This window comes from Modicisalibacter sp. MOD 31.J (assembly GCF_020147985.1).
Lineage (GTDB): Bacteria > Pseudomonadota > Gammaproteobacteria > Pseudomonadales > Halomonadaceae > Modicisalibacter > Modicisalibacter coralii.
Genome location: NZ_JAGXFF010000004.1, coordinates 189,739 through 209,621 on the forward strand (window position 1 = coordinate 189,739; position 19,883 = coordinate 209,621).

At 68.2% G+C, this 19,883-nt stretch carries 15 protein-coding genes; 8 read left to right on the forward strand and 7 right to left on the reverse strand.

Going from position 1 to position 19,883, the window contains the following annotated elements; genetic code table 11:
• Positions 1-16 precede the first annotated feature (16 nt).
• The 4 genes from fdhF to KGR00_RS14775 all read left to right on the forward strand — a co-directional run bounded on the left by fdhF (position 17) and on the right by KGR00_RS14775 (position 5,235).
• Entirely contained in the window at positions 17-2,905 is a 2,889-nt protein-coding gene (fdhF, locus tag KGR00_RS14760) for a formate dehydrogenase subunit alpha (protein ID WP_224419468.1), read from the forward strand.
• A 13-nt stretch (positions 2,906-2,918) separates the two neighbouring features.
• Positions 2,919-3,149, forward strand: a complete 231-nt coding sequence (locus KGR00_RS14765; protein WP_129140545.1) for a formate dehydrogenase subunit delta — start codon at positions 2,919-2,921, stop codon at positions 3,147-3,149.
• A 162-nt stretch (positions 3,150-3,311) separates the two neighbouring features.
• Positions 3,312-4,124, forward strand: coding sequence for a Cof-type HAD-IIB family hydrolase (locus KGR00_RS14770; protein WP_224419469.1), 813 nt, complete (start codon positions 3,312-3,314; stop codon positions 4,122-4,124).
• A 37-nt stretch (positions 4,125-4,161) separates the two neighbouring features.
• The gene (locus tag KGR00_RS14775) at positions 4,162-5,235 is read left to right on the forward strand and encodes an AI-2E family transporter (protein ID WP_224419470.1); all 1,074 of its coding nucleotides are present in this window, start codon (positions 4,162-4,164) and stop codon (positions 5,233-5,235) included.
• A gap of 6 nt (positions 5,236-5,241) precedes the next feature.
• Here the strand turns inward: KGR00_RS14775 and KGR00_RS14780 are convergent, their stop codons facing one another.
• The 6 genes from KGR00_RS14780 to KGR00_RS14805 form a co-directional block, all read right to left on the reverse strand.
• On the reverse strand, positions 5,242-5,682 hold the full coding sequence (locus tag KGR00_RS14780) for a universal stress protein (RefSeq protein WP_224419471.1): 441 nt from the start codon (positions 5,680-5,682) through the stop codon (positions 5,242-5,244).
• Positions 5,683-5,767: 85 nt separating this feature from the next.
• On the reverse strand, positions 5,768-6,814 hold the full coding sequence (locus tag KGR00_RS14785) for a TIGR01620 family protein (protein WP_224419472.1): 1,047 nt from the start codon (positions 6,812-6,814) through the stop codon (positions 5,768-5,770).
• Complete coding sequence (locus KGR00_RS14790; RefSeq protein ID WP_224419473.1) at positions 6,811-8,217, reverse strand: YcjX family protein; 1,407 nt, start codon at positions 8,215-8,217, stop codon at positions 6,811-6,813. Before KGR00_RS14790 ends, KGR00_RS14785 begins: the two co-directional genes overlap by 4 nt.
• A gap of 23 nt (positions 8,218-8,240) precedes the next feature.
• Positions 8,241-9,419, reverse strand: coding sequence for an MFS transporter (locus KGR00_RS14795; RefSeq protein WP_224419474.1), 1,179 nt, complete (start codon positions 9,417-9,419; stop codon positions 8,241-8,243).
• Between the two features lie 2 nt (positions 9,420-9,421).
• Positions 9,422-10,438 (reverse strand): helix-turn-helix domain-containing protein, encoded by a 1,017-nt coding sequence (locus KGR00_RS14800; protein WP_224419475.1) that lies wholly within the window; start codon positions 10,436-10,438, stop codon positions 9,422-9,424.
• A 151-nt stretch (positions 10,439-10,589) separates the two neighbouring features.
• Positions 10,590-12,194, reverse strand: a complete 1,605-nt coding sequence (locus KGR00_RS14805; RefSeq protein WP_129140043.1) for a solute:sodium symporter family transporter — start codon at positions 12,192-12,194, stop codon at positions 10,590-10,592.
• Between the two features lie 316 nt (positions 12,195-12,510).
• Between KGR00_RS14805 and KGR00_RS14810 the strand changes: the two genes are divergently transcribed.
• The 3 genes from KGR00_RS14810 (at position 12,511) to katE (ending at position 15,688) form a co-directional block, all read left to right on the forward strand.
• Complete coding sequence (locus tag KGR00_RS14810; RefSeq protein ID WP_224419476.1) at positions 12,511-13,059, forward strand: DUF924 family protein; 549 nt, start codon at positions 12,511-12,513, stop codon at positions 13,057-13,059.
• Positions 13,060-13,123: 64 nt separating this feature from the next.
• Complete coding sequence (locus tag KGR00_RS14815; protein WP_129140041.1) at positions 13,124-13,369, forward strand: GlsB/YeaQ/YmgE family stress response membrane protein; 246 nt, start codon at positions 13,124-13,126, stop codon at positions 13,367-13,369.
• Between the two features lie 126 nt (positions 13,370-13,495).
• Positions 13,496-15,688 carry a catalase HPII gene (gene katE, locus KGR00_RS14820; protein WP_224419887.1) on the forward strand — a complete coding sequence of 731 codons (2,193 nt, stop codon included), beginning with the start codon at positions 13,496-13,498 and terminating at the stop codon, positions 15,686-15,688.
• Positions 15,689-15,791: 103 nt separating this feature from the next.
• On the opposite strand, the gene gabT is transcribed toward katE, so the two are convergent.
• Complete coding sequence (gene gabT / locus KGR00_RS14825) at positions 15,792-17,084, reverse strand: 4-aminobutyrate--2-oxoglutarate transaminase (RefSeq protein WP_224419477.1); 1,293 nt, start codon at positions 17,082-17,084, stop codon at positions 15,792-15,794.
• A gap of 261 nt (positions 17,085-17,345) precedes the next feature.
• Here gabT and KGR00_RS14830 point away from each other — a divergent pair, with 261 nt between their 5' ends.
• Complete coding sequence (locus KGR00_RS14830; RefSeq protein WP_224419478.1) at positions 17,346-19,796, forward strand: DUF1266 domain-containing protein; 2,451 nt, start codon at positions 17,346-17,348, stop codon at positions 19,794-19,796.
• Positions 19,797-19,883 lie beyond the last annotated feature (87 nt).

Consider the following 19,883-nt stretch of genomic DNA (forward strand, 5'->3'; position numbering starts at 1 on the left):
CCGGAGGAGGCCAACAATGATCAATTACTTCGACCCGAGCCAGCATCGCATCGACCCTGACCGGGACTATGGAACCCCTCCCCGGCTCTCGGAAAAAGCCGTGGCCCTGACCATCGACGGCATCGAGATCAGCGTACCGGAAGGCACCTCGGTGCTGCGCGCCGCCGCCCTGGCGGGTATCACCATTCCCAAGCTGTGCGCCAGCGACAACCTGGAGGCGTTCGGTTCCTGCCGGCTGTGCGCGGTGCAGATCGAGGGTCGACGCGGCTACCCGGCGTCGTGTACCACCCCGGTTGCCGAGGGCATGGACGTCACCACCCAGAACGGCAAGCTGGCCAAGCTGCGCCGCAACGTGATGGAGCTGTACATCTCTGATCACCCGCTGGACTGCCTGACCTGCCCGGCCAACGGCGACTGCGAGCTGCAGGACATGGCCGGCGCCGTCGGCCTGCGCGAGGTGCGTTACGGCTTCGAGGGCGAGAATCACCTGGATGCGGAAATCGACGCCTCCAACCCCTATTTCAGCTTCGATCCCAGCAAGTGCATCGTCTGCTCGCGCTGCGTGCGCGCCTGCGAGGAGGTCCAGGGCACCTTCGCCCTGACCATCGACGGCCGCGGCTTCGACTCCAAGATCGCCGCCGGCCAGAACGAGCCGTTCATGGACTCCGAGTGCGTGTCCTGCGGGGCCTGCGTCCAGGCCTGCCCGACCTCGACGCTGATGGAGAAGAGCGTCATCGACCAGGGCGTGCCGGAGCACAGCGTGGTCACCACCTGCGCCTACTGCGGCGTGGGCTGCTCCTTCGAGGCGCAGATGAAGGGCGATCAACTGGTGCGCATGGTGCCCTACAAGGGCGGCGACGCCAATCACGGCCATTCCTGCGTCAAGGGCCGCTTCGCCTTCGGCTACGCCACCCACCAGGATCGCATCACCGAACCGATGATCCGCGATTCCATCGACCAGCCATGGCGTCCGGTGTCCTGGGAGGAAGCCATCGGCTTCGCCGCCCAGCGCCTGAAGGACACGCAGGCGCGGTATGGCCGGGAGAGCATTGGCGGCATCACCTCCTCGCGCTGCACCAACGAGGAAACCTATCTGGTGCAGAAGCTGGTCCGCGCCGGTTTCGGCAACAACAACACCGACACCTGCGCCCGGGTGTGCCACTCGCCCACCGGCTACGGCCTGAAGACCACCCTCGGCGAATCCGCCGGCACCCAGACCTTCGATTCGGTGATGAAGGCGGACACCATTCTGGTGATCGGCGCCAATCCCACCGACGCCCACCCGGTGTTCGGCTCGCAGATGCGCCGCCGGCTGCGTGAGGGCGCGACGTTGATCGTCGCCGATCCGCGGCGCATCGATCTGCTGAAGACGCCCCACGGCGGCCGCATGCTGCATCTGCCCCTGAAACCCGGCACCAACGTGGCGCTGATCAATTCCCTGGCCCACGTGGTGGTCACCGAGGGGCTGGAGGACAAGACCTTCATCGAGACGCGTTGCGAGACCGAGGCCTATCGGGTCTGGCGCGACTTCATCAGCGAGGCGCGCAATTCGCCGGAGGCCCTCGAGGCGGAAACCGGCGTGCCGGCCGCGCAGGTTCGCGAGGCCGCGCGGGCCTACGCCAGCGTCGGCAACGGTGCCATCTACTACGGTCTGGGCGTCACCGAGCACAGCCAGGGGTCCACCATGGTCATGGGCATCGCCAACCTGGCCATGGCCACCGGCAATCTGGGACGCGAGGGCGTGGGCGTGAACCCGTTGCGCGGCCAGAACAACGTCCAGGGCTCCTGCGACATGGGCTCCTTCCCCCACGAACTGCCGGGGTATCAGCACGTCGCCGACCTCGACGTGCGCCAGCGCTTCGAGAGCGTGTGGCAGACCACGCTGGACGACGAACCGGGGCTGCGCATTCCCAACATGTTCGACGCCGCCATCGCCGGCACCTTCAAGGCGCTGTACGTGCAGGGCGAGGACATCGCCCAGTCGGACCCCAACACCCAGCACGTGCAGGCGGCACTGACCAGCCTGGACTGCCTGATCGTGCAGGACATCTTCCTCAACGAGACCGCCAAGTACGCCCATGTGCTGCTGCCCGGTTCCACCTTCCTGGAGAAGAACGGCACCTTCACCAACGCCGAGCGGCGCATCAACCGCGTACGCAAGGTGATGGCACCGGTGGCCGGCAAGGAGGACTGGGAAGTGACCCAGGACCTGGCCAACGCCCTGGGCTACCCGATGAACTATTCGCACCCGTCCGAGATCATGGACGAGATCGCCCAGCTCACGCCGACCTTCACCGGCGTCAGCTACGCCAAGCTGGAGGAGCAGGGCAGCATCCAGTGGCCGTGCAACGCCGAGCACCCGGACGGCACGCCGACCATGCACGAGCTGGACTTCCCCATCGGCAAGGGGCACTTCGCGGTCACCGAGTACGTGCCCACCGAGGAGCGCAGCAATCGTCGCTTCCCGCTGCTGTTGACCACCGGGCGTATCCTCAGCCAGTACAACGTGGGCGCCCAGACCCGGCGCACCGACAACAGCCAGTGGCACGAGGAGGACGTGCTGGAGATCCACCCCAGCGACGCCGAGGTGCGGGGCATCGCGGAGGGTGACTGGCTGGGCGTGTCCAGCCGCGTGGGCCACACCGTGCTGCGCTGCCGCATCAGCGACCGCATGCAGCCCGGCGTGGTCTACACCACCTTCCACCATCCCGGCAGCGGCGCCAACGTGATCACCACGGACAGCTCCGACTGGGCCACCAACTGTCCCGAGTACAAGGTCACCGCGGTGCAGGTGGAGAAGGTGTCGCAGCCGTCGGAGTGGCAGAAACGGTTCCACCATTTCGACCAACGCCAGCGCGGCTACCTGGAGCAGGGCGCCGAGGAACCGGCGCCCGCCGGGCAATGAGGGAGGCACGCTCATGAGCGATCAGCAGCTGAGTCAGTTGGTGAAGATGGTCAACCAGATCGCCGCCAACCAGCACGGTGACCCATCGACGGCGGCGCAGCGCGTGACGTCGCACCTCCAGAAGTTCTGGGCGCGCAGCATGAAGGCGCAGATCATCGACTACCTGGACAGCGACGGCTCGCAACTGTCGCCGGTGGCGCGCGAGGCGGTGGCGGATCTCAAGCGCCTGCGGCAGGCGAGCTGAATGCGCCGCCGGTGTCGTTCCGGCACCGGGCGGTGCCCGCGAATGCCAAGACGGGCCCTGGTCGAGGGCCCGTCCGGTGATGCTCGGCGGTAAACCCGCCGGCCGTTACCGGGCGCTCGTTTTGCGGTAGCCTGAAGAGCCAGTCACTCATCAGGACGCCGCATGGACCCGCATCTGATCGTCACCGATCTCGACAACACCCTGCTCGATGCCGAGCACGACCTCGACGACCTGACCATCGAGACGCTCCGCGCCCTGTCCGCGCGCGGCCATCACCTGGCGCTGGCCTCGGGGCGGCATTTCCTCGACATTGCCGCCTTCCGTCGCCGGCTCGGCGTTCCCGCCTATATCCTCAGCACCAACGGTGCCCATCTCCACGCGCCGGACGATACCCTGATCGCCGAGCAGTGGGTGCCCGCCGAACTGGTGCGCGAGCTGGTCGCGCTGCCGCGTGAGGCCGATATCCGCCTCAACTTCTATACCAACGAGGAGTGGTTGATCGATGCCCCGGCGCCCGAACTGCTGGCGCTGCACGCGCATACCGGTTTCGGTTACCGGGTCGCCGACCTGGCGGCCCATGACGGTCGCGGGGTGGGCAAGGTGCTGTGCATCGGCGACCCCGAGGCACTCGCGGCACTCGAGGCGAGCATCCCCGCCGGCCTCGGCGAGCGCCTGCACCTGACCTACTCGATGGCCGACTCGCTGGAGATCATGGCCCAGGGGGTCAACAAGGGGGCCGCCCTGGAACGGCTGCTGGCCCACCTCGACCTGCCCGCCGAACGTTGCCTGGCCTTCGGCGACAACCTCAACGATGCCGAGATGCTGGCCCTGGCCGGGCACGGCTTCATCATGGACAACGCCAATCCCGCGCTCTTCGCGCGGGTGCCGCGGGCGACGCGCATCGACCATCATCACCCTCACGGTGTCGCGCGTCGGCTGCAGCGCTTCTTTGCGCTGGAGGCATCCCTGAGCTAGCGTTCCCGGCTGTCATGCGACGACAAGGAGTGTCGATGTGAGCGATGACGACGAAGCGCGTGTCGCGGTCTTTGCCCGGCGTATCTGGACCGTGGCCGGCATCGCCGTGACGGTGCTGCTGGTTTCCGCCCTGGTATGGTTCGGCTATCCGATTCTGCTGCTGGTCTATGCCGGACTATTGCTGGCCCTGGCGCTGTCGGTGCCGGCCGGCTGGCTGGAACGGCATACCTTCCTCGGCCGCCGCGGGGCGCTGGTCACGGTGATGGTCTCGCTATGTCTGCTGCTGGCCGCCTTCGTGCTCAAGTTCTCGATGAGCCTGACGCGGGAGATCAGCCAACTGGTCCAGGTTCTGCCGCAGTCGATGAGCGGTCTGGAACACTGGCTGCGGCAGAGCTGGCTGGGCGACTACGCGGTGACCCGGATCGAGCGCGAGACCTCGCTGGCCGGGATCTTCCGCCACTGGTCGCCGCAGGTCACGACCCTGTTCTCGACCACCCTGGGCAGCCTGCTCAATGTCGCGGTGGTGGTCTTCATCGGCCTGTTCGTCGCCTTCGAACCGCGCCGCTACCGCCAGGGGCTGATGCACCTGGTGAGGCCTGCCTGGCGGGCGCGAACCGGCGCGCTGCTGGACGATGCCGCGCATCGCCTGACCTGGTGGCTGCTGGGGCGGCTGGCCTCGATGAGCGTGGTGGGCGGGCTGTCGGGGCTCGGCCTGTGGCTGCTCGATGTGCCGATGGCCTTCACCCTGGGGCTGCTGGCGGGGCTGCTGTCGTTCATTCCCTATCTCGGCCCGGTTCTCTCGGCGGTGCCGGCGTCACTGGTGGCCTTCTCGCAGAGCCCGATGGCGATGCTGCACGTCGCCCTGCTCTATCTGGTCATCCAGTTCCTGGAAAGCTATCTGATCACCCCGCTGATCCAGCGCGAGGCGGTGAGCATTCCGCCGGCGTTGCTGCTGGTCGTCCAGCTGTGGCTGGGCCTGTTCGCCGGGATGATCGGCCTGCTGATGGCCGAGCCGCTGGTGGTGGTGGGCATGGTGGTCGTCGAGCGGCTCTACGTGGAGGGCTGGGTCGAGCGTCGGTCGGCAGCGAGTCCGACCGACGACGGCGCCTGATGGCGATCAGTGCACGGTGATGACGTGGCAGGGCGCGGCGTGGGACACCTTGTGCGACACGCTGCCGACCATCAGGCCACGGATGTCGCTGAGCCCACGGCTGCCCATGACGATGGTATCGACGCCGAGCGACTTGGCGCGTTCCAGGATCACCCGCGCCGGATCGCCCTGATGCACCGAGCCCTCGACATCGGTGGCGCCATGCTCGGCGGCGGCCTGCTTGGCGGCCTCGAGCATCTCGTGACCCGCCCGCTCGACCTCCTCTTCGGGGGCCTCCAGGTTCACCGCGCCGACGCCCCACACCAGCACGTTGTCGTGGGCGAGGCGCTCCGGGATGTGCAGGATATGCAGTTTCGCCTGATCGTTGGCGGCCAGCTTGCAGGCGACCTCGAGGGCGAGCTTCGCCTGTTCGGAACCGTCGACGGGGACCATGATCGTCTTGAACATACCGTTCTCCTTGGGCCTTGATTGTTGGTAAAAGGGCCTGGTGCCTTCAGCGTAGCGCCACCCCGGCGCCGTGTCGTGACTCGGATCAAGTCTGTCGGCTTTCGTCCCCGCGGGGGGCATCGGCCTTCTCGAGCCGACGCAGGCGCCGCCAGAGTTCGCTGCGCAGATCGGCGACGCGCGGCGCCTCGCCCTCGAGAAAGGGCAGCGGGCGTGTCAGGCGCAGGGCGCGCAGGCCCAGGCGTGCCGACAGCAGGCCCACGCCGAGTCCCTGGCCGGCACGGGTCGAGAGCTTGCCGGCGAGGTTCATCGAGAACAGCTCCATGCTCGCCTCGCTGGCGATCTCGCTGGCGCCGGCGAAGGCCAGGTTGGCGAGTACCTGACGAAACAGCCTAAGCCGGCTGGCGTAGCCCAGCTCCAGGCCGTAGAGCGCGGCGATGCGCTCGAGCATCGCCAGGTTGCGCCAGGCGACCAGCATCATGTCGACCAGGGTCAGCGGGCTGACGGCGACCATGACCGCGGTATCCCCGGCCATCCGCGAGATCAGCCGGCGTGCCTCGCGGTCGCGCGGCGCCAGCAGATGGTGGGCGAGCAGGTCGCGGGTCTCGGCGCCATCGTGATGCGCCTGCTGGGCGGCGAGAAAGGCCTGCCAGTGCGGATCGTCGCGATCGAGCCGCATCTGCTCGCGCAGCGCCTCGGCGAGGCGCCGGGCCTCGCCGGCATCGGTTCCGGCCAGGGCGTCGAGGCGCTGGCGCAGGTCGGTGTGGCGACGCAGCCGGCGCAGTCGCCACAGCTCGCGCAGCAGGGCCGAGCCGCCCAGGCCCAGCGCCAGCAGGGCCAGCGCGCTCCAGGCGCCGCTCATGAGGTCGCCGCCCAGGGTGGCGTGGTACAGCGTCTGACCGGCCTCCACGGCGCCCAGGGCGAGACTGCCGCCGAGCAGCGTGAGCAGCCCCCAGCGCCGCTTGCGGGGACGGGTCAGGCCGGCGTCGAGTGCCGCCGTGGTGTCGGGATCCTCGCCGTCGTCGCGCTGGCGACTCGTCGTGGTGACCGGATAGTGCTCGGCGGGGTGCGGATCGGGGGCGCTGGCCTGTGGCTCGTCGAGAGTGAAGCGCTGGTGGGGGCGCGGATCGTTCATGTCAGCTTGTCTCCGATCAGCCAGTCGAGCGCGGCGTCCATGCGGATGTGCGGCAGCCCCTCGCCGCGCGTCTCCCGCGACAGCGGTCGGAACGCCTCGAAGGTGAAGCCCTGCCGGGCCCAGAAGTCATGGTCGGGGAGCTGCGCGGGAACCTCGCCGGGAAACAGCAGCGTCTCCTCGCCGGCCAGGGTGGTGCCGCGCAGCGCCGGCGTGCGCCGTCCGTCGCGTTCGACGTCGTGCACCCGGGTGGCGCGGATCGACGCCAGGGACAGCGCCTTGACCGGCACGTCGGCGAAACGCAGGTCCTGGATCGGCTCGGCGAGCAGCGCCTCGAGCAGGGCGATGAGGTTGGCGTGCTGTTCGGGCGTGACGTGATCGGCCTTGGTGGCGGCGATCGCCAGGCGATCGATGCGCGGGGCGAACAGCCGCGAGAGCAGGCTACGCTTGCCGTAGTCGAAGCTCTTCATCAGCGTGGCGAGCGCCCGGGACAGATCCTCGAAGCGCTCCGGCCCGGCGTTGAGCGCACCGAGCACGTCGACCAGCACGATCTGCCGGTCGAAGCGCCGAAAATGCTCGCGATAGAAGGGCTTGACCACATGCTGCTGATAGTGGGCGAAACGCCGCGCCAGGGTGCGGTAGACGCTCTCCTCGGGGAGCGAGGCGAGCCGCTCGCGATCGGCCTCGCCGATGCCGGGCAGCGGGAAGAACTGCAGCACCGGGGCGCCGGCCAGATCGCCGGGAAGCAGGAAGCGCCCCGGCTGCAGGTCGGCGAACCCCGCCTCGCGGGCGGCGCGCAGGCCACTGGCGTAGCGCTCGGCGATGTCGGCCAGGCGGGCCTCGTCGGCGACGGCGTCGGGGGCGAGTTCGCCGACGGCGGCGAGCCAGTCCTCGGCCAGCTCGCGCCGCGCCGGGGTCAGCCCGGCCTGCTGGCGCTCGCTCCAGCTCAGGAAATCGTGCTCGAGCAGCGGCAGGTCGAGCAGCCATTCCCCGGGGTAGTCGAACAGGTCGAGGGTCAGGGTGGCACTGTCGCCGACGAACGCGCCACGCAGCCCCTGGCGCTCGGGGCGGTAGCGGATCTGCAGGCGCAGCTCGCTGATGCCGCGGGTGGGCTCCGGCCAGCGCGGCGGGGTGCCGTCGAGGGCGGCGATCGCCGGGTCGTAGGGAAAGCGCGGCACGCCGAGGTCGGCCTGGGCGACGCGCCGGGCACCCAGCAGGCGACCCTCGCGGGCGCAGGGCAGCAGATCGAGTCGCGCTTCCAGGCCGGCGTGGCGCAACTGATGGACCAGCGAGGTGAGGAAGGCCGTCTTGCCGGCGCGGGACAGGCCGGTGACCGCCAGGCGCAACTGGCGGTCCCGGCCACGTTCGATGAGGTTGCTGAATTCGCGAGCCAGGCTCTGGCGCATGCAGTGAGGATCCGCAGGAAATGTCAGCCCCTAATCTGCGGGCGATCGGCGGCGCTGACAAGTCGTTGCCATGTGAGTGCCAGCAGCGGCAGCAGCGCGAACGGGATCAGCAGGGCGTTGAGACCGGCCCAGCCCAGACTGGCCTCGAGTGGCGCGGCGAGCAGGGCGCTGATGCTGACCGTGGTGAACACCAGGCACTCGTTGGCGGCCTGGGTGCGGGCCTTCTCGGCCGGACGATGGGCCTCGGTCAACAGGCCGGTGGCGGGCAGGAAGGTCGCGTTCCAGCCCAGGCCGAGCAGGATCAGCGCCGTGTAGTAGCCGCCCAGGCCGAGATCCAGCTGGGCGATGAGCGCGCAGCCGATCAGCAGCAGGCAGCCCGTGGCGATCATCGTCGGCGCACCCAGGCGTGCGGTCAGCCGTCCGGTGACGAAGGAGGGCAGGAACATCGCCAGCACGTGCCACTGGATGGTCGTGGCGATGGGGTCGAAGGCGAAGCCGGCGCGCTGCATCGCCAGCGGCGTGGCGGTCATCGCCAGGTTCATGACCCCGTAACCGACCAGGCCGCTGACGGCGGCGACGACGAAGATCGGCTGGCGCAGGATCTCGCCCAGCGGCCGGGCGGGGCCGTCGCCGTGGCTGCGCGAGGGTGCCGGCAGACGGGTGAAGAGCAGCAGCATCAGGGCCAGCAGGTAGAGTGCGCCGAGCCCGATGAAGCTGCCCAGGAACGGCGTGGCGAGCAGGTCGCGGCTGGCGCGGGCCAGCCAGGGGCCGAGGAAGGCCGCCATCACGCCGCCGCCCATCACCAGGCCGATGGCCCGGTCGCGGCCTGCCGGGGGCGCTGCCTCGGCGGCGGCGAAGCGATACAGCATGCCGAAGCCGATGCCCACGCCGATCAGTGCGGTGCCCAGCATGAACATCCCGAAGCGCTGATGGACGAGGGCCAGGGCGGCGACCGCCACGCCGGCCAGCCCCACCAGGTTGCCGAGCACGAAGCCGCGCTTGCGGCCCAGCCGCGCCATGATCAGCGAGGCGGGGATGGTCGCGCTCATCAGGCCCAGCAACTGGGTGGCGACCGGCGCGGTGGCCCAGCTCGGCCCCGGGGCGAGCTGGGCGCCGATCAACGGTGAAACGGCGATCAGGAGGATGTTGCCGCTGACCAGCAGGGCCTGGCATAGCGAAAGCAGCACGACGCTGACGGGCATGGTCAGTCTCCGGTGATGGACGAGGAAGGGGCGGTGTAAAAGCGCTGGCGATAGACCGAGGGCGAGACGCCGTAGTGGCGCTGGAACAGTCGGCGTAACTGCTCGGCGCCGCCCAACCGCCAGTCGCGTGCCAGGCGTTCCAGCGGCGGCGGGGTGGGGCTGTCGATCAGCACCCGCCGGGCCTGCTCGAGGCGCAGCCGGGTCAGGTAGGTGCCGGGTGTGGTGTCGAGATGACGACGGAACAGCCGCGAGAGGTGCCGGGGCGTCACCGCCAGCCGCGCGGCCATGGTCTCGAGACGGTGCTCGGCGGCCGGGGCGGCGTGCAGGTCGTCGAGCAGGGCGCGCAACGGGCCGGTGTCGCGCTGCTGGCTGCGCAGCGCTTCGCTGAATTGCGACTGGCCACCCGGCCGGCGCAGGAAGACCACCAGTTCGCGCGCCACGCGCCCGGCCAGGGCCGAACCGTGATCGGCCTCGAGCAGCGACAGGGCGAGGTCGATGCCCGCGGTGACGCCGGCGCTGGTGTAACGCGCCGCCTCGTCGTCGTGGGTCGGCGGGTTGCAAACGTAGAGCGCATCCGCCGCCACCTGGATCTGCGGATGGGTGGCGGCGAGACGCTCGACATGGCGCCAGTGGGTGGTGGCGCGCTGCCCGTCGAGCAAGCCCGCGGCGGCGAGCAGGAAGGCGCCGCTGCATACCGAGCCCAGCCGTCGCACCCGGGTGAGGCTCGCGGCGAGGAGCGCGCGTAGCGCCGGGTCGTCGCATTGGGCAAACACCCCGCGGCCGCCGGCGACGAGCAGGGTGTCCGGCGCCGGCGCGTCGAGCAGGCTGTGCCAGGCGCGGTCGGCCTGCAGGGGCAGTCCCGAGTTGGTACGCACCAACCCCGGTGACTCGGCCAGCAGGCTCAGACGGTAGAGCGGCGAACCGGAGAGTTCGTTGGCGGTGGCGAACACCTGCCAGGGCCCGGTGACGTCGAGCAGCTGACAGTCGGGATAGGCGAGCAGGGCGATCGGGCGAGACATGATGAACGGTCCGAGGTGACGATGCCTCGATTGTCACCGGCGGTCGCAATGTCGGCAACGACCATCATCCCACCGATAGGGACATCCGGGGGCGAAAATGCAACGACCCCGCCAGGGGCGGGGTCGTCGTCGGGGAGTCTCGGCGGTCGGCTCAGGAAACGCCGCCGGCGAAGGAGGCGTAGATCGCGATGACCAGCACGATCAGCAGGATCCCGGTGGGGATGGCGCCCTTCCACGGTGTCAGGTCGACCTGGCCGGCGTCCTCCTGGACCCAGTCGGTCGTGCGCGGGCTGAGCTTGCCGATCACCAGCATCATCGCCACCAGCAGCACGAAGACCAGCCCCACGAAGTGGAAGTTCTGGATGACGTCGAGCAAGCCGTTGAACGGCGGCACGAAGTAGACCAGCCCGATCACCAGGCAGCCGCCGATCAGGGCGATCTTGGCAGCGATGGGCGGCACGCGCTTGGTCAGCAGGCCGACCAGCACCACCGCCAGGATGGGGATGAAGTACAGGGCGTTCATCTTCTGCAGGTAGCCGAACAGGCTGTCCTGGCCGGCGAGCAGCGGGGCGATGGTCATCGCGGCGAACGCCATGATCCAGCCGAAGACCTTGCCCGACTTGACCACCTGCTCCTCGCTGGCGTTCTTGTTGATCAGCGTCTTGTATAGCCCCAGGCTGAACAGCGTGGTGGTGCTGTTGAGCGCCGAGTTGAACGACGACAGGATGGCGCCGACCATCACCGCGGCGAAGAAGCCGGTCAGGTAGGGCGGCAGGACGTTGAACACCAGATGGCCGTAGGCGGCGTCGGCCTTGATGCCGTCGCCGGCGTAGAGGTTGTAGGCGATGATCCCCGGCAGCACCAGATAGAGCGGCCCGAGCAGCTTGAACAGGCCGGTCAGCAGCACGCCCTTCTGGCCTTCGGCGAGGGTCTTGGCGGCGAAGGTGCGCTGGATGATCTGCTGGTTGGTGGTCCAGTAGAACAGGTTGATCAGGAACACCCCGGTGAACAGGGTGGCGAAGGGCACCTGCTGATCGTCACCGCCGATGGAGTTGAGCTTGTCGGGATTCTGCTGCTTGAGCGTCTCCCAGCCGGCCATCACGCCGTGGCCGTCGCCGACCGCCTGCAGGCCGAAATAGACCACCACGAAGCCGCCGATCAGCAGGCCGATGCCGTTCAGGGTATCGGAAACCGCGACCGTGCGCAGGCCGCCGAACAGGGCATAGATCGAGCCGATCAGGCCCACCACCCAGACGGTGCCCCAGAGCAGCACGGTGGGCGACTGGATGCCGGTCAGACCCGGCAGGTCGAGCATGCCTTCGAGGCCCACGGCGCCGGAGTAGAGGATGATCGGCAGCAGGATCACTGCGTAGGCGAGCAGGAAGATGATGTTGCAGATCATCTGCGTGCCGGCGTCGAAGCGGATCTCGAGCAGTTGCGGCACGGTCGCGATGCCGCTGCGCAGAAAGCGCGGCAGGAAGAACAGACCCAGCGCCACCAGGGCGACCACCGCGACCACCTCCCAGGCCATCACGCTCAGCCCGTCGGTGAAGGCGCTGCCGTTGAGGCCCACCATCTGCTCGGTGGACAGGTTGGTCATCAACAATGACCCGGCGATCAGCGGGAAGGTCAAGCTGCGTCCGGCGAGGAAGTAGCCACGGGTACTGCGGTGATCGTCGCGGTGGGTGATCCACCAGGTGATCGCCGCTACCAGGCCCGTGAAGAAGAGAAACGATAGGATCGTCAGGGCATGCATAGTATGAGGGTCCTTGGATGACTGGACGGCGTGGTGGCGGGCACCGCGCCGGTTACGGCAGGCTCCGCTGCAACTCACGGCAAGACGAAAGTATATGAGCGGACGTCGATTTTGCCATTATCCCTTTGTCGGACATAACTTTTTCAATGTCTTTGCAAGCCGGCGGGGCGTGACGCGAAGCGCGCCACCCGCGAGCGGACATGGCGAGAGGTCGCGCGAGGTGACGGATGCGGTTTTTCGCGGGGCGGTCGACGCCTCGGCTATGCTCTGCTTACGGGCCCCGACAAGGGCATTTCCCACCGCGACGGACATCGGCATGAGCGAAACGACGGCACAGACGATTCTCGATTTCTGGTTCAACGGCCTGACGCCCAGGCAGTGGTTCGCCAAGGACGCGGCGCTCGACCGGCAGATCGCGCAACGTTTCCAGGCGGTCTTCGAGGCGGCGCGGGCCGGCGAGCTGTGGACCTGGCGCCAGTCGCCCCAGGGCCGGCTGGCCGAGATCCTGATTCTCGATCAGTTCTCGCGCAACCTGTATCGCGATCGGCCCGAGGCCTTCGCCCAGGACTCGCAGGCACTGGTGCTGGCCCAGGAAGCGGTGGCGCATCACGCCGACCGGCACCTGGAGGGCCCCCGGCGCGCCTTCCTCTACATGCCCTACATGCACAGTGAGTCGCTGGCGATCCACGACGAGGCGTTGCGATTGTTCGACCAGCCGGGGCTCGAGGACAACCTGAAATACGAACGCCGGCATCGCGAGATCCTCGTGCGCTTCGGCCGCTATCCGCACCGCAACGCCATCCTCGGGCGGGCCTCGACGGATGAAGAGCGGGCCTTCCTCGAGCAACCCGGGTCGTCATTCTGAGCGCGCTTGTGGCACCCTTGCCACGCGGGTTTCGCATTTCATGGACTGGAGGAAGGAGAGAACGATGGACCTGATACTGTGGTTGATCATCGGTGGCCTGGCCGGCTGGATCGCCGGCAACATCATGCGCGGTGGTGGCTTCGGGGTCCTCGGCAACATCGGGGTGGGGATCGTCGGTGCGGTGATCGGCGGCTTCCTGTTCGGCCTGCTGGGCCTGTCGTCGAGCGGTTTTCTCGGCTCGCTGGTGACCGCCACCGTGGGTGCCGTGGTGTTGCTGTGGGTGGTCGCCAAGCTGCGCAAATCATCCTGAGACGTATTTGCCCGATGCGACATTCGGTGTCTACCTTCTAAGAGGCAAACGATGACGTACTGATAAAACATCCACCGCTCGTCGCCGCGCCAGGGAATAGCGAGGCCAAGGCGCGAGCGGTGCCCTATCAGAGGATGGGTAGCCAACAGCAAACAGGAGCGTTTGACCATGGCGAAGAACCCGCATACGCGCCCCAACAGTGACGCGGCGCACGACACGGATTTCAAGACCACCAAACAGAGCAAGTCGGAGAACCTGGAACCCCACCGCAGCGACGCCGAAGGCCACGACCTGCGCACCAACCAGGGCACCCGGATCGCCGACAACCACAACTCGCTGAAGGCCGGCGAGCGGGGTCCGACCCTGATGGAAGATTTCATCTTCCGCGAAAAGCTCAACCACTTCGACAACGAGCGCATCCCGGAGCGCATCGTGCATGCCCGCGGCGCGGCCGCGCATGGTTTCTTCCAGCCCTACGACAACGCCGCGCAGTATTCCAAGGCGGGTCTCTTTCAGGACCCTGACAAGAAGACCCCGGTATTCGTGCGCTTCTCCACCGTCCAGGGCCCGCGGGGCTCCAACGACACGGTGCGCGACGTGCGCGGCTTCGCGACCAAGTTCTATACCGACGAGGGCAACTGGGACCTGGTCGGCAACAACATGCCGGTGTTCTTCATCCAGGACGCCATCAAGTTCCCGGATTTCGTCCACGCCGTGAAGCCCGAGCCGCACAACGAGATCCCCCAGGGGCAGTCGGCCCACGACACCTTCTGGGACTTCGTCTCGCTGATGCCGGAAGCCAGCCACATGGTGCTGTGGACGATGTCCGACCGCGCCTTCCCGCGCAGCTATCGCGCCATGGAAGGCTTCGGCGTGCACACTTTCCGGCTGGTCGACAAACAGGGCAAGGCGCGCTTCGTCAAGTTCCACTGGAAGCCGCTCGCCGGCACCTGGTCGCTGATCTGGGACGAGGCCCAGAAGCTCTGGGGGCGCGACCCCGACTTCAACCGCCGCGAGATGTGGAACGACATCGAGAACGGTGACTTTCTGGAGTGGGAAATGGGCATCCAGGTGGTCGAGGAGGAAGACGAACATGCGTTCGACTTCGATCTGCTCGATCCCACCAAGCTGATCCCCGAGGAGCAGGTCCCGGTGACGCCGATCGGCAAGCTGGTGCTCAATCGCAACCCCGACAACTACTTCGCCGAGACCGAGCAGGTCGCCTTCAATCCGGCGAGCGTGGTGCCGGGCATCGACTTCACCAACGACCCGCTGCTGCAGGGGCGGCTGTTCTCCTACCTGGATACGCAGATGCTGCGTCTGGGCGGTCCCAACTTCCACGAGATCCCCATCAACCGGCCGGTGGCACCGTTCCACAACAACCAGCGCGATGCCATGCATCGCCAGACGATCAACAAGGGCCAGGCCTCCTACGAGCCCAACTCGATCGACGGCGGCTGGCCGCGCGAGACGCCGCCCGCCGAGGAGAACGGCGGTTTCGAGACGGTCAACGAGCGCGTCGATGCCAACAAGATACGCGCACGCAGTGCGTCGTTCGGCGATCACTACTCCCAGGCGACGCTGTTCTGGAACAGCCAGACCGAGGTCGAGAAGGAGCACATCATCGCCGCCTACGCCTTCGAGCTCTCCAAGGTCGGCCGGCCGTGGATCCGCGAGCGGGTGATCCAGGAGATCCTGCCCAACATCGACCTCGAACTGGCACGCCGGGTCGGCGAGATGCACGGCATCGAGGCGCCCACCGAGAAGCCGGCGCCGGCGGAGGAACTGGGCCAGAGTTCGCAACGCTCCTCCGAGGCACTGAGCCTGATGGCGCGGCTGCCGCGGGACATCAAGTACCGCAAGGTGGCGATTCTCGCCGCCGACGGCGTCGACGCCGATCAGGTCGAGCAGATCCGCCAGCAGCTCGAGGCCGGCGGTGCCCAGGGCCTGGTGATCGCGCCGAGCATGGCGCCACTCCAGGCCGCCGACGGCCGGACGGTGACGCCGGATGCGATGCTCAACGGCCTGCCGTCGGTGACCCTGGACGCGGTGATCGTCGCCGGCGGCGCCGAGAGCGCCCGGGCGCTGACTCAATCCGGGCTGGGCGTGTACTACGTGCAGGAAGCCTACAAGCACCTCAAGCCGATCGCCGCGGTGGGCGAGGGCAAGACGCTGCTCGACACTGCCCGGGTACCCGATGCCGAGGAGGGGGTATTCGTCGGTGGCGCGGTGGACGACGTCTTCACGCCGTTCGCCGAGTCGCTGGGCCAGCATCGCGTCTGGACGCGCGATTCCAAGGCCAATGCCATGCCGGCCTGACCGGTCACCCCGGCTGAAGCCACCCAGCAAACGCCCCGCCAGACCGGCGGGGCGTTTGCGTTGGGGGCTATCGAGGGGCGTTGACTGACACCGCCCCTTGCGGTCAGGCCGTCTGTTTCTGGCCGACCAGTTCGGTCAGGGTTTCCTCGATGAGCGCCAGGCCTTCGTTGAGGACCTCGTCGCTGATGGTCACCGGCATCAGGAAACGGATGGTGTTGCCGTAGAGACCGCAGGAAAGCAGGATCAGCCCCTTTTCGCGGGCCTTCTTGCAGAGCTTGCCGGCCAGTTCGGCGTCCGGCGTATGGTTGGCCTTGTCCGATACCAGGTCGAAGGCCGCCATGGCGCCCAGGTTGCGGGGATTGTCGACGCAGTCGAAGTCCTGCTGCCACTGGCTGAAGCGGCTGGCCAGCTTGTCGCCCAGGGCCTGGCTCTTGTCGAGGATCTTTTCCTCCTCGAAGACCTCGAGCACCGCCAGCACTGCCGCGCAGGAGACCGGGCTGCCGGTGTAGGTGCCGCCCAGCGAGTTGCCGCCGGAAGCGTCCATGTGCTTGTCGGTGCCCACCACGGCGGAGATCGGCATGCCGTCGGCCATGCTCTTGGCCATGGTGACGATGTCCGGCTCGACGCCGCTGTGTTCGATGGCGAACATCTTGCCGGTACGCCCGAAGCCGGATTGCACCTCGTCGACGATCATCAGCATGCCGTGCTCGTCGCAGATCTCGCGAATCTTCTTCAGGAAGCTCGCCGGCGCGGCGTAGAAGCCGCCTTCACCGAGGACCGGCTCGATGACGATGGCGGCGGTATCCTTGGGGTTGGCGTCGGTCTTGAGAGCCATCTTCAGGCCGCGTATCGCCTCGTCCTCGCTGACCCCGTGGTAGGGCACCGGGTAGGGCGCGCGGAAGACGTTGCCCGGCATGCTGCCGAAGTCCGTGGCGTAGGGGGCGACCTTGCCGTTCATCGCCATGGTCATGAACGTCCGCCCGTGATAGCCGCCGTCGAAGCAGATCACGTTGTTGCGCCCGGTGGCGGCGCGCGCCACCTTGACCGCATTCTCCAGCGCCTCGGCCCCGGAGTTGGCGAGCATCACCTTGGCATGGCCGCGGACCGGGGTGATCTGGCTGAGCTTCTCGGCGACCCGCACGTAGCCCTCGTAGGGCATCACGGTCTGGCAGGTGTGCATCACCCGGTCGAGCTGCGCCTTGACCGCCTCGACCACCTTGGGATGGCGGTGGCCGATGTTGAGCACGCCGATGCCGCCGGCGAAGTCGATGAAACGCTTGCCGTCGGCGTCCCACAGTTCGGCGTTCTCGGCCCGGTCGGCGAACTGCTCGGCCGGACTGGCCGCGCCGCTGGCCACGTAGCGTAGCTTGAGCTCGTTGAGTTGGGCGTTGTTCATGCTGACCTCCTGGTTGGGGATGGCGATGCGCGATCGACCGCTATCGACACGCGAAACGCCGGCAGGGTTTCGCGCCGATGCGCGAGAAACGCATTTGTCTCGAGCAAAGCGTCGTACACAATGACCATAACCGGCAAGCTCCGTGTTTGCCGGTATCGCCCGCCGCGGGACGGGCACGTGGGCATCGGCGAACGTACGGCTTTCCGCTACACTATGTCGCCCGGAAACCGTCTCCGCTAGTCAGTCAACAAGAGGTGCGTCTTGGTCGATCCGCTCTATGCCTGGTGGGCCCAACAGCTGGTGTTATGCGGCTGGGCCTTCGAACCCGACCCTACCTCGCTGGAACTGGCCCTGGCCATCGAGCGATTGTCGCAGTTGGGCGTTCCGGATCGCGGCGAACTGGGCTGGCGTCTGATCGAGGGCTTTCCGCCCGGCGGCAACGATCCCCGGGCCCAACTGGCGGCGCTGGAGATGCTGGCGCTGGGCGCGGCGGCGGGCTGGCTGCCCGAGGAGCGCGTCGATGCCTGGCTGCACGCCCTGTGTCGCGGCATCCACAGTCATCACGATTCGCTCGACGCCTGGCTGAGTTCGCTGCGCCGGGCGCGGCTCGCGGCCGGCTGGCACCACGGCGATGAAGCCTTCGCCGCGGCCGGCGAGGCACTGTCGAAGATCGAGGCGGATGGCGACGGCGTGACCTGGCCGCTGCTCGCCGACGCGCTCGAACGTCGCCCCCGGGGCACGCCGTGGCCCGAGGCGCCCGGTGCCTGGCCATTGCGCGCCGCCTTTGCCCCGGTGCTGGTGCTGCCGCCGGCGCAGCGGCCCGACTGGCCGGATGCCGAAGCCTGGCTGGCCGAGGGCTGGCAGGTGCATGGCCGCGACGAGTTGATCCGCGTGATGCTGTGGCTGGCCGGGCAGGGGCATCGCTACGGCTGGGACATCGATGCCGCCCGCCTGGTCGAGATGGATGCCGCGGCACGCCAGGCTTGGCTCGCCGGGCTGGGCGAGCAACGCCGCTACGGCAAGGTGCTGCTGCGCTTCCTGGAGCGCGGTGAACCCCTGGAGTGGGCGGCCTGGGACTGGCTGCGACTGGCCGATCTGGCCTATGCCGGGGCGGCGCTGGGCTGGCTCGAGCCCGACGAAGCCGAGCAGTTCGCCGGTCATGCCGCCGATCTGGTGATGCGGCGCTACAGCGACTGGACCGCACTGACCCTGGCCTATCAGCGCGGCCGCAGCCTGTTCGAGGGCCGCGACGAGATGGCCGCTCACGCCGACGACTGGGCGCTGTTGCTGCATTCGCCGCTCAGCCCCTGGCATGCACCGCTGGCGGAGCTGCTCGACGAGCCACGCCGCGAGGCATCGCGGCAGGCGATGCGCGCCTGGCGTCACGATACCCGTCACTGGCTGCTGGCCCTGGCCTCGGTACGTGAACCCGATCTGCTCTACCGCCAGGGCATCCCCGTCGCGGTCGACGACGCGCGGCGTCGGGACGTGCGGCGCTATCTGCAGGAAACCCTGGCGCTGTTTCCCGACGAGGGTGTCGGTGGCCTGGCGCGTTTCTGGCTGCCCGCTCAGGTCCACCATCTCAACCAGTTGGCGGCCGATGCCGCGCACAACGCCCTGCCGTCGCTGGAGACCCGCCTCGGCCGCCCGCCCGCCGAGGCGGTCGGCCTGCGCGACGCCCTCAAGCCGTGCGTGCGGCATGCGGCCACCATCTTCATGGCCGAGAAGTACGCCTTCTACCTGCTGATGGCGGATGACAGCGGCGATTTCGAGGCGACCGGGCTGCAACGTCTGGCCGAATCGCTGCGCGGCGTGCTGTGCCGCTTCTATCCCGATCCGCGCCGGCTGCTGGACGCCTGGGCGAGCTGGGAGGCGGCGCTGCCGGAACTGCCGGACGACAGCCTGGTGCACGAGATCCGCTGGCATCGCGACGATCCGGGCAGCCCCTTCCACTGGCTCGACTGGCGCCAGACGGCCTGGCAGGAGCCGGGGCCACGGCCGACGCTCTCGCGCTTCACCGCCCTGGCGCTGGCCGGGCCGCTGAATGCCGGGGTATGGGCCGAGCCGCAGCCCGAGGGGCATGTCGAACGCGAGGCCGTGCGCCAGTGGCTGGACAGCCAGTACGGCCTGCACAGCGCCGCCGAGCTCGACGACTTCCTGAGTTTCCTGCTCGAGGCGGGGGATCGCCAGGAATACCAGATCAACTATGCCCCCTATACGCTCAATGCGTCCCGGCTCGAGGAGGAGATCGCCATCCTCGAGTCGGGCGAGTGCGACGAGGACTCGCGCAATCACCTGCTGCGACTCAAGCGGGTGCGCGACAACGATGCCGGTTGCAACGAGGCCGACATGACCGCCTGGGACATCGCCCAGGCGGTGGACATCGCCGTCGCCGGGCGCAGTCTCGACTGGCTGGGTCGCGACGCCTTCGGCGGGATTCTCGACGCCGCCCTGGGCATCGCCCAGCGCCATTACGGCAACTGGCGGGATTACGCCCTCGGCCTGTACGCCGGCTTCTCGTTCTTCATGGGCGAGACCGACGAGCGCGAGGCCCTGCTCGACAACTTCCGTCAGGCGCTGGTGGCCTGGCTGAGCGGCGCTCCGCCGCTGGCCGGTTGCTGGGCGAGCCTCGACTTTCCGGGGGCCCGGCCGCGACACTGGGCGCCCATGCACATCGATACGCTGCCCGGGGATGCGCGCACCCTGCATTGACCGCGTACCCCGGCGCGGCATCGACCGTGGCGTGGCGTTGAAAGATGTCTCATCACATTGCGTGACAACGCCCCGGGCTCTTGCCTA

What these genes read in the sequence shown, in the direction of transcription:
- fdhF (WP_224419468.1), top strand. Translation starts at nt 17, where the DNA reads ATGATCAATTACTTCGACCCGAGCCAGCATCGCATCGACCCTGACCGG.
- KGR00_RS14765 (WP_129140545.1), top strand. Translation starts at nt 2,919, where the DNA reads ATGAGCGATCAGCAGCTGAGTCAGTTGGTGAAGATGGTCAACCAGATC.
- KGR00_RS14770 (WP_224419469.1), top strand. Translation starts at nt 3,312, where the DNA reads ATGGACCCGCATCTGATCGTCACCGATCTCGACAACACCCTGCTCGAT.
- KGR00_RS14780 (WP_224419471.1), bottom strand. Translation starts at nt 5,682, where the DNA reads ATGTTCAAGACGATCATGGTCCCCGTCGACGGTTCCGAACAGGCGAAG.
- KGR00_RS14785 (WP_224419472.1), bottom strand. Translation starts at nt 6,814, where the DNA reads ATGAACGATCCGCGCCCCCACCAGCGCTTCACTCTCGACGAGCCACAG.
- KGR00_RS14790 (WP_224419473.1), bottom strand. Translation starts at nt 8,217, where the DNA reads ATGCGCCAGAGCCTGGCTCGCGAATTCAGCAACCTCATCGAACGTGGC.
- KGR00_RS14795 (WP_224419474.1), bottom strand. Translation starts at nt 9,419, where the DNA reads ATGCCCGTCAGCGTCGTGCTGCTTTCGCTATGCCAGGCCCTGCTGGTC.
- KGR00_RS14800 (WP_224419475.1), bottom strand. Translation starts at nt 10,438, where the DNA reads ATGTCTCGCCCGATCGCCCTGCTCGCCTATCCCGACTGTCAGCTGCTC.
- KGR00_RS14805 (WP_129140043.1), bottom strand. Translation starts at nt 12,194, where the DNA reads ATGCATGCCCTGACGATCCTATCGTTTCTCTTCTTCACGGGCCTGGTA.
- KGR00_RS14810 (WP_224419476.1), top strand. Translation starts at nt 12,511, where the DNA reads ATGAGCGAAACGACGGCACAGACGATTCTCGATTTCTGGTTCAACGGC.
- KGR00_RS14815 (WP_129140041.1), top strand. Translation starts at nt 13,124, where the DNA reads ATGGACCTGATACTGTGGTTGATCATCGGTGGCCTGGCCGGCTGGATC.
- gabT (WP_224419477.1), bottom strand. Translation starts at nt 17,084, where the DNA reads ATGAACAACGCCCAACTCAACGAGCTCAAGCTACGCTACGTGGCCAGC.